The 8308-nt window shown below is 72.6% G+C and carries 6 protein-coding genes; 5 read left to right on the top strand and 1 reads right to left on the bottom strand.

Annotation, left to right across the window (positions count from 1 at the left end; genetic code table 11):
• Positions 1–789, top strand: a 789-nt coding sequence (locus tag BLR05_RS25155) for a bacteriophage T4 gp5 trimerization domain-containing protein (RefSeq protein WP_434802846.1), incomplete at its 5' end; no start/stop codon positions are given.
• 25 nt (positions 790–814) lie between these two features.
• Positions 815–1267, top strand: coding sequence for a hypothetical protein (locus BLR05_RS25150; protein ID WP_092840478.1), 453 nt, complete (start codon positions 815–817; stop codon positions 1265–1267).
• A gap of 7 nt (positions 1268–1274) precedes the next feature.
• On the opposite strand, the gene BLR05_RS25145 is transcribed toward BLR05_RS25150, so the two are convergent.
• On the bottom strand, positions 1275–2267 hold the full coding sequence (locus tag BLR05_RS25145; RefSeq protein WP_092840475.1) for a DUF2169 family type VI secretion system accessory protein: 993 nt from the start codon (positions 2265–2267) through the stop codon (positions 1275–1277).
• 71 nt (positions 2268–2338) lie between these two features.
• On the opposite strand from BLR05_RS25145, the gene BLR05_RS25140 reads away from it, so the two are divergent.
• From BLR05_RS25140 to BLR05_RS25130, 3 genes are all read left to right on the top strand, one after another.
• Complete coding sequence (locus BLR05_RS25140) at positions 2339–3631, top strand: hypothetical protein (protein ID WP_092840472.1); 1293 nt, start codon at positions 2339–2341, stop codon at positions 3629–3631.
• Positions 3628–4749 (top strand): 3-oxoacyl-ACP synthase, encoded by a 1122-nt coding sequence (locus BLR05_RS25135; RefSeq protein WP_092840469.1) that lies wholly within the window; start codon positions 3628–3630, stop codon positions 4747–4749. Before BLR05_RS25140 ends, BLR05_RS25135 begins: the two co-directional genes overlap by 4 nt.
• Before the next feature lie 8 nt (positions 4750–4757).
• Positions 4758–8308 (top strand): DUF6531 domain-containing protein (locus tag BLR05_RS25130; RefSeq protein WP_092840466.1); only part of this gene is annotated, 3551 nt, incomplete at its 3' end.

Here is an 8308-nt window from a genome sequence, read left to right as displayed (position 1 = left end):
CAGCTGTGGCTGCACGCGCAGAAGGACCAGCTCACCGAGGTCGAGAACGACGAGGACAAGTGGGTGGGCAACGACCGGCGCAAGACCATCGACCGGGACGAGACGAACACCATCCACCGGGACCGCACGGAGACGGTGGACCGTGACGAGAAGATCACGGTGCACAACAACCGCACGGAGCGGGTGGACCACGACGAGACGATCAGCATCGGCGACAACCGAAAGGAAGATGTCGGCATCGACGAGACGGTCTCGATTGGCAACAACCGCAGCAAGACCATCGGCCGCAACGAGAAGGACAAGATCGGCAACAACTGGTCGATCAAGGTCGGCAGCTTCAAGACCGAAACCATCGGCCTGGCCTACCTGCAGAACGTGGGCCTGGCCAAGATGGTGAACATCGGCGCAGCCTACAACGTGAACGTGGGCGCTGCCATGGTGGTGAACGTGGGGCTCAGCCAGTCCACCAACGTGCTCATGAACCGGTCCGTCACCGTGGGGCGGAGCCAGACCACGAAGGTGGGCTCGGACCGCACGGACGAAACCTCCGACAACTACACGGAAAACGTGGGCAAGAACTCGGCCACCACGGTGGGCGAAGTGCGCACCCTGAGCGTGGGCAAGGAGATGTCCGTCAAGGTCGGCGACGCAATCGAGATCCAGTGCGGCAAGGCCGTGCTGCGCATGACCAGCGACGGCACGGTGCAGATCAACGGACAGACGATTTCCATCGCGGGCAGCTCCAAGGTGACGGTCTCGTCGCCGGACAGCCACGTCAATCCCGCCTGAGGGCGCAAAGAAGAGGAGGGCTTCGATGGCCTACGCGCATGCTGCACCCATTCCGGCGGATGCCGCCACCGCGGACCGCGCCAGCGCAGGATCCGCTCCGGTGCTGCGCACCGGCCGCGTGACGGGCGTGCAGGCCCCTGACCGCTATGCCGTGGAGTACCCGGGCGCGGGGTCGGACATGGCCGCCAGCGCTTCGGTGGGCGTGCTCCTGCCGGAGCTGGTGCCCGGCGACGAGGTGCTGCTGGCGGTGCGTTCCGGCGGCGAGGCTGTCATCACCGCGGTGCTGGCCCCCTCGCCTGCGGTACCGTGGAACCAGCGGGCCATCCGCCTGCAGTCGCAGGACGCCGTGGTGCTGTCGTGCGGCGAGGCATCCCTGCGCCTGACGGGTCAGGGTCTCGCGCGGCTCGTGGCCCTGAAGATCGAGCACGACGCGCGCGACCTCGTGGACATCGACGCGGCCGAGGTCCGCATCAACTGAGCGCCCATCAGAGATGCACCTGCAGGCTTTCCAGGTACCGGGCGGCTTCCCTGTCGAATGTGTGCCGCCAGACCATCACCATGTGGCCGTGCTCTGGCTCCAGCACGAGGGTGTCGAACGCGGGGAGGACGGTGCCGCGCTCGCCCCGTATTGCCCGGGACACGGCCGGCTGCAGGTCCGGCACGGCGGTTTCTCCCTCGCCCCGGGCGCACAGGTGCGTCCAGCGGATGCGCGTGCCCGGCCGGACCTGGCCCGGCGCGAACTGCATGCGCGGATGGGCGCAGTTCCAGGCCGCCGGGTCGAAGGTGGCCGGCATGCGCGCCACGAGGCCGGGCGCCTGCTGCAGTTCCTGCGGGGCATAGCTGCCCCACAGTGCGCGGCGGGGCAGCCACGTGCGCCCGATGCAGCCGAAGCCCGCGGGCGGGTCGTTGCCGGAGGGCAGGCGCACGGGCGCATCGGCCCACTCGATCTGGTGCAGCGGCGCGCCGTCCCGCGGCACCCCGGCGCTGAAACCGGTGCCCGGCGGATTGCCGGCATGGAAGGCCGTCGGGTCTTCCGCATCCTGCCCGCCGAAGGCGAGGCCGTACACCAGCGGCACGCGCAGCGCCGGCTCGCAGGCCTCCGCCACGGGGAACAGCCCCATGCGCCGGCGCCACACGCGCCGGCCGTGGATGCGCAGCGTGCGGGTTTCCGCGCCGATGGACAGGCCCGCGTCGAACCGCTCGGCCGCACGCCCCCCGGGCGCATGGGCGAAGCCGTTGAAGACCACGTCCACGCGGGGCTTGAACGGGGCCAGGTCGGCCTCGTGCCGCACGGTGCCCTGCAGCCCGTCCTCTTCGAAAAATGCGTCGCCGCGGTAGATGGGCAGCGCACTGCCCTGGGCGACCGGCCTGCCGGCGAAATCCAGCGTGGCCTTGATGACCAGCGTCCGGCACGCGCTGCCGTCCGGCCGGTGGCCCGGCAGCAGCTCCGCGGCGAAGGGCGTCAGGTTGTCCAGCATCGGGTGGGGTCCTCCTGCCCGGCATTGTCTTTGATCCCACGCGCGCCGCGGCCTGCGGCGCCCTTTGTTGCATGAACGTCATCGAACTGCCCGTGCCCCGGGCCACCGACCTGCCGGTGTGGACCGATCCGCCCGCACGCATGGCGCGGTCGCTGGTCACCCAGTACTGGCGCCGCAGCCACCTGCTGCCGCGTTCCGCCGCCCGGCCCGCCGCGATCGCCGTGTTCGACGACGCCATCGTTCAGGCGCTGGCCGGGCTGAAGCAGCACCTGGCGCATGCCCCCGAGGTGCTGCCCGCCTGCCGGGAGGCCATCGCCGCCGCGGGCGACGAAACCCTGCACGAGGCGTCGCGCATCTTCGCGCTCGCCTGCCTGGAGGTGCTGCAACTGCAGCTCGGCCGCGCGGGCGCCGAACTGGCGCACCTGGGCGGCGAGTATGTGCAGGCCCAGCCGGGAGCGGTCTGCAATGCCCTGCGCTTCGCTTTCGATGGCGCGGTGGGCGACTACCTCGCCCCCCGGGTGGCGCTGCTGGCCGGGCCGCGGGGGCAGGAGCGCACGGCGCTCGGCCGCCTGCTGCTGAGGCTGGCGATTGCCCGGCCCGCGGTGTCGGATGCCTTCGCGGAAGCGGTCGCACCCTGGGCCGCGTCCCTGCCCGGCGGCATGGCCGTGCTCTGCGGCTGGCGCTGCACCGGGCGCGGCGACGAGGCCCGGGCCCTGGCCGCCGTGGAGCAGGGCGACGACGCCGAGGCCGCGCTGGCGGCACTGGCGCTCATGGGCAGCCCGCACGAGACACCGGCCGCGCGCACCGTGCTCGCGCGCACCCCCGGCTCGCTGGCGGCGCTGGCGCTGCTGGCTGCGCGCGAGGGCTACGAACTCGCGGTCGCCCTGCGGGAAGGGCGCCATCCGGACATGCCCTGGGCCCTCCAGTGCCAGGCCGCGTCCCTGGTCGGCGACGTGCCGTTGCTGCGCCACCTCGCCGCCCATGCGCCATGGGACGACGAAGAGGCCTGCCGTACGCTGGCCGATGCCGTGGCACTGCTCACGGGCACGCCGGCCGACGCGCTCTTCGACTTCGCTCTGCCGGCGCCGGAGCGGGCTTCCACCGCAGACGAGGCGCTGGCCGCACTGCCGCTGGAAGGGCCGGCGCTGCGCCTGGGCCGCGCCCGCAGCCAGGTCGCGCTGGAGGAGTCCACCGCCCTGGTCGGCGCGCCCCTGCGCCACCTGCTCCATCTCGAACACGCATCGCGCCTCGCCGGCGCGCTCTGGATCGAAGCCGACGACCTGATGCCCGTGCAGGGCCTGGCCGTGGCCACGGCCTCGGTCCTGGAACGGGCGGCCTTCGGCGCCGCACAGCCCCAGCCATGACACCTCTTTCCATCGCCGCCACCGGCGCCTGCACCCCCGTCGGCACCCGCGCCTGGCAGACCGCCTCCAGCCTCTCCGCGGGCCTGTCGGCCTTCACCCGGCAGGCCATCGCCGGCCAGGCCGACCACCGCGCCACCGTCTCGCGCGTGCCCGGCATCGACCCGGCCTGCACCGGCATGGAGCGCCTCGTGCGCCTCGCCGCCCCGGCGTTGCACGAGGCCCTGCGCTCCGGGCCGCCGCCCGCCGCGGGCTGGCCCCTGCAGCGGCCGATCCCGTTGTTCGTGGCCCTGCCCGAGCCCTGGGCGGAACGGCCCGGCGGCATCGACACCGACCGTTTCGCGCTGGAACTGCCGCGCGCCCTGGACCTCGCCCCTGAATTCCTGCCCCTGACCCTGTATGCGGGCGGCGCGGTGGGCGGAGCCGATGCGCTGTCCGGCGCCTACCGCTTCATGCAGGCGCACCCCGAAGTGCCCGAAGTGCTCGTGGGCGGCGTGGACAGCCTCGCCGACGCGGCCGTGGTGGAGGCGCTCTACCAGCGCCGCTGGGTGCAGGTGGCCGGCCATTGCGAAGGCTTTGTCGCCTCCGAGGCCGCCGCCTTCGTGCGCCTGTCGCGTGTGCCCGCGGCCGGGGAGTTCGCCACCGTCTATCCGCCGGCCTTCGGCGAGGAAGCCGTCCCGCGCGTGGGCGAGGCATCGCTGCTGGACGGCCGCGCCCTGATCCAGGCCGCTCGCGCCGCGCTGCAGACCGCGCACATGCCCGCCGATGCGCTGCATTCCTACTGGTCGGACATGGACGGCTCCCCATGGCGCGGTGCCGAACGGGCCAGCCTGTCGGCGGCCTTCGCTGTGGATGGCGGGCTCGCCCCCGCGCGCGATCCGGCCGCATTCCTGGGCGAGGTCGGCGCCGCGTGGGTGCCCCTCATGCTCTCGCTCTTCCATGAAATGCGCCAGGCGCTGTCCCACCCCGTCATGCCCGCGCGCCTCGCGGGCCATGCGGGCCTGCAGACCGTCACCGGCCTGTCCACGCGCACCGCCGCCTGGGTCGCCACCTGGGACCATGCGCAGCCGGCGCGCCCGGCGGCCAGCGCCGGCCGCGGTGCCCTTCCGATTCCTTCCTGAGCAGAGCCATGGCCACTTTCGTCAACGACCGCAGAGCGATCCACGAAGGCCGCAGCCCGGCGATGATCCCGGGCCCGGTGAACCCCGTGTTCCCCAAGCCCAACGGGCCGCCCGTGCCGATCATGAACATGGCGCACGGGCCGGGCCTCAGGAACGGCACCGCCACCCTGAAAATCGACGGCCGGTCCGTGGCCATCGCCGGCAGCCGCTTCGAATCCATCCCCGCCACGCCCGACCGCCTGGGCGGCATCGCGGGCGTCAAGTCCACCGTGGTGGGCGGCGCCGCCGAGCCCACCAGCTACAGCAGCGACACCAAGTTCGAGAGCCGCGGCAGCGTGCGCTCGTTCGACACCACCAAGAGCAATGCGCTGGTGATCCAGCCCGGCTGGGCCATGCGGCTGGCCATGAAGGCGCTGCCCGGCCCCTACGACCAACTGGCCCAGAAAGTCATCGAGAAGCTGCCCGGCGCCTTCGGCGACCAGCTCGCGGCCCTGGGCGAGAGCCTCATCGACCCGAGCGTGCTCATCGGCCCCGCGCTCAAGCTGGTGGGCAAGCTCATCCCCGGGGTGAACCTCGTGGTGGGCGGCGCGGCCATGGCCGAGTCGGCCGTCCAGGTGGCGGAACTGGCCAAGGAAGTGCAGGAGCTGCTGACCCCGCCGCTCACCGACGAGAAGATCGACCAGATCGCCGACGTCATCGCCAACGGCATCGCCTCGGTCACCATCGGCTTCGTGCTGGGCAAGATCGTCAAGCGGGCCAAGGGCAAGCCCAGGCCCGTGGCGAACCGGGGCGACAACCAGGTCAATCCCAATGCGCCGGGCACGATCCTGGACGATGCACGCCCGGGGCACATGCCCCAGCCCTCCTGCGAACTGGGCACCTGCTTCCCCGTCATCTTCGCCACGGGCGCCAAGATCCTCGCCGAGACCGACTTCGATTTGCCCGGGCCGTTGCCGCTCGAGTGGCGGCGCTTCTACCGCTCCAGCGACCGGCGCCCGGGCTGGCTCGGCTGGGGCTGGAGCACGCCGCTCTCCATCGAGCTGGCGCTGGCCTACGACGCAGTGCATTACTACGACGCGCGCGGCCGCCTCGTGCGGCTGCCCGTGCTGCCGCGCGGCGCCAGCCACTTCGATGTGCGCGAGAAAATCACCGTGCGGCACCACGAGGGCGGCGGCTGGAGCATCGAAGCCACCGACGGTCTGCGCCATGAATTCGCGGCCCCCGTGCCCGGCCAGTGGCGCCTGCCGCTGGCGCGCATGGCCGACCGCAACGGCAACGCCGTCGCGCTGCGCTACCCCGCGTACGACGCCATCGGCGCCGACGGCCGCGCGCCCCGGCCGCTGGGCCTGACGGACAGCGCCGGCCGGCAACTGCGCTTCGAATGGAGCGGCGAAGAGGGCGCGCCGGACCGGCTGCTGCAGGCCATCCACCTGGAGCCGCGCCTACTGGATGGCGTGCAGCACGCGGGCGGCGTGCTCGCACGCTACGCCTATGGCACCGAGGGCAACGAGGCTGGCGACCTGCGCGCCAACCTGGTCGAAGCCGCCGATGCCCTGGGCGGCACCGCGCGCTATCGCTACCGCCACCACCTGATGGTGGCCTATGCCACCCGCAACGGCTTCACGCACCACCAGCAATGGAGCCGCCACGATGCGGGCGGGCGCGTCGTTCGCACCTGGACGGACACGCCGGGCCTGCTGGACACGCGCTTCGACTACGACCTGGGCCGGCGCACCACCCACGTGACCGACGCGCTGGGCCGGCGCAGCAGCTACGAATACAACGCGGCGCACGAAGTGGTCGCCATCACCGAACCCGGCCCCGACGGCCGCCCCGTGCGCACCGAGACGCGCCTGGACGCCGCCGGCAATCCGGAGGAAGCCCGCGATGCGCTGGGCCGGACCACGCGCTGGCGCTTCGACGCGCGCGGCAACCTGCTGACCATGACCGATGCGGCCGGCGCCACCACGCGCCTCGCCTACGACCACCTCGACATGCCCGTGGAAGCAATCAACGCGCTGGGCCATGTCTGGCGCCAGCGCTACGACGAACGCGGCAACCTCGCCGAGCGCGTCGATCCGCTGGGCCATGCCACGCGCTGGCGCTACGACGCGCGCGGCCTGCCCGTGGCCATCGAGGACGCGCACGGCAAGACCCGCCGCCTGCTGTGGGACGACGCCGGCCAGCTCGTCGCCTACACCGACTGTTCCGGCCAGACCACGCGCTACACCTGGGACACGCTCGGCAACCTGCTCACGGCCACCGACGCCCTGGGCCAGACCACGCACTACCGGCACGACGCCCTGGGCCGGCTGCGCCATGTGGCGGCGCCGGACGGATCGGAGCACCGCTACGACTACGACGCGCAAAGCAACCTCACCGCCTACACCGACCCGCAGGGCGCCGCCACGCGCTATGCCTACAACGGGCTGGACCAGCCCGTGCTGCGCCAGGACGCGCTCGGCGGCACACTGCGCTACCAGCACGACGCCGTGGGCCGCCTCGTGGCGCTGCAGAACGAGAACGGCGAGACCACCCGTTTCACCTACGACGCGGCGGACAACCTGATCGAGGAAGTCGGCTTCGACGGCCGCATCCAGCGCTACCGCTACAACGCCGCGGGTGAATTGGCCGAACTGCACGAGCGCGACGCGCGGCTGGCCCCGGACACGCCTTACGACCCCGACCCCGCAGCGCCCCTGCCCAAGCGCACCGTGTTCCGCCGCGACGCGGTGGGCCGCCTCGTCGCCAAGGCGCACCTTGGCCCGGAGGGCAAGGAAGAGGGGGCCGGCAGCGGCGAGGCCACCACCTTCGCCTACGACCTGCTGGGACGCATGCGGCAGGCCGGCAACGCCGATGCCCGCGTGCATTTCGCCTACGACCCGCTCTCGCGCCTCGTCGAGGAGGTGCAGGAGCACCTGGCGCCGGACCGGACGGGCACCCTGGGCCGCTACGCCTGGCGCCATGCCTACGACGCGCTGGGCAACCGCACGGACAGCCGCATGCCCGGCGGCCGGCACGTGCAATGGCTCTACTACGGCTCGGGCCACCTGCACCAGATCCGGGTGGACGGGCACGTGCTCTCGGACATCGAGCGCGACGCGCTGCACCAGGAGATCGAGCGCACCCAGGGCGCGCTGGAAAGCCGCTACGGCTGGGATCCGATGGGCCGGCTGGTGGCGCACAAGGTGGGCCGGCGGCAGGCACTGCAGAGCCAGCCGGGCATGCCGTCGCCACAGGCCCTGCGGGACCGCGACCAGGGCCTGCCCGCCTTGCCGCAGCTTCCTTCGGGCGACCGCATCGCGCGGCAGTACCGCTACGATCCCACGGGCAACCTGATCGCCACGCGCGACGGGCTGCGCGGCGACAGCCACTACCGCTACGACCCGCTGGGCCGGATCCTGGCAGCGCAGCGCGGCGACCACAAGCAGCAGGCCACCGAGCGCGAGACCTTCGCGTTCGACCCGGCCGGCAACCTGCTCAACCCCAACCGGGGTGCGGGGCCGCAGGCGAGCGGCGGCGTGGGCCAGCGGGACGTGGTGCCGCACAACCGCCTGAC

Source organism: Paracidovorax cattleyae (assembly GCF_900104515.1).
Classification (GTDB): Bacteria; Pseudomonadota; Gammaproteobacteria; order Burkholderiales; family Burkholderiaceae_C; genus Paracidovorax; species Paracidovorax cattleyae.
The sequence above is the reverse complement of the archived record's forward strand: the minus strand, read 5'-3'. Positions and strand labels throughout refer to the sequence as shown.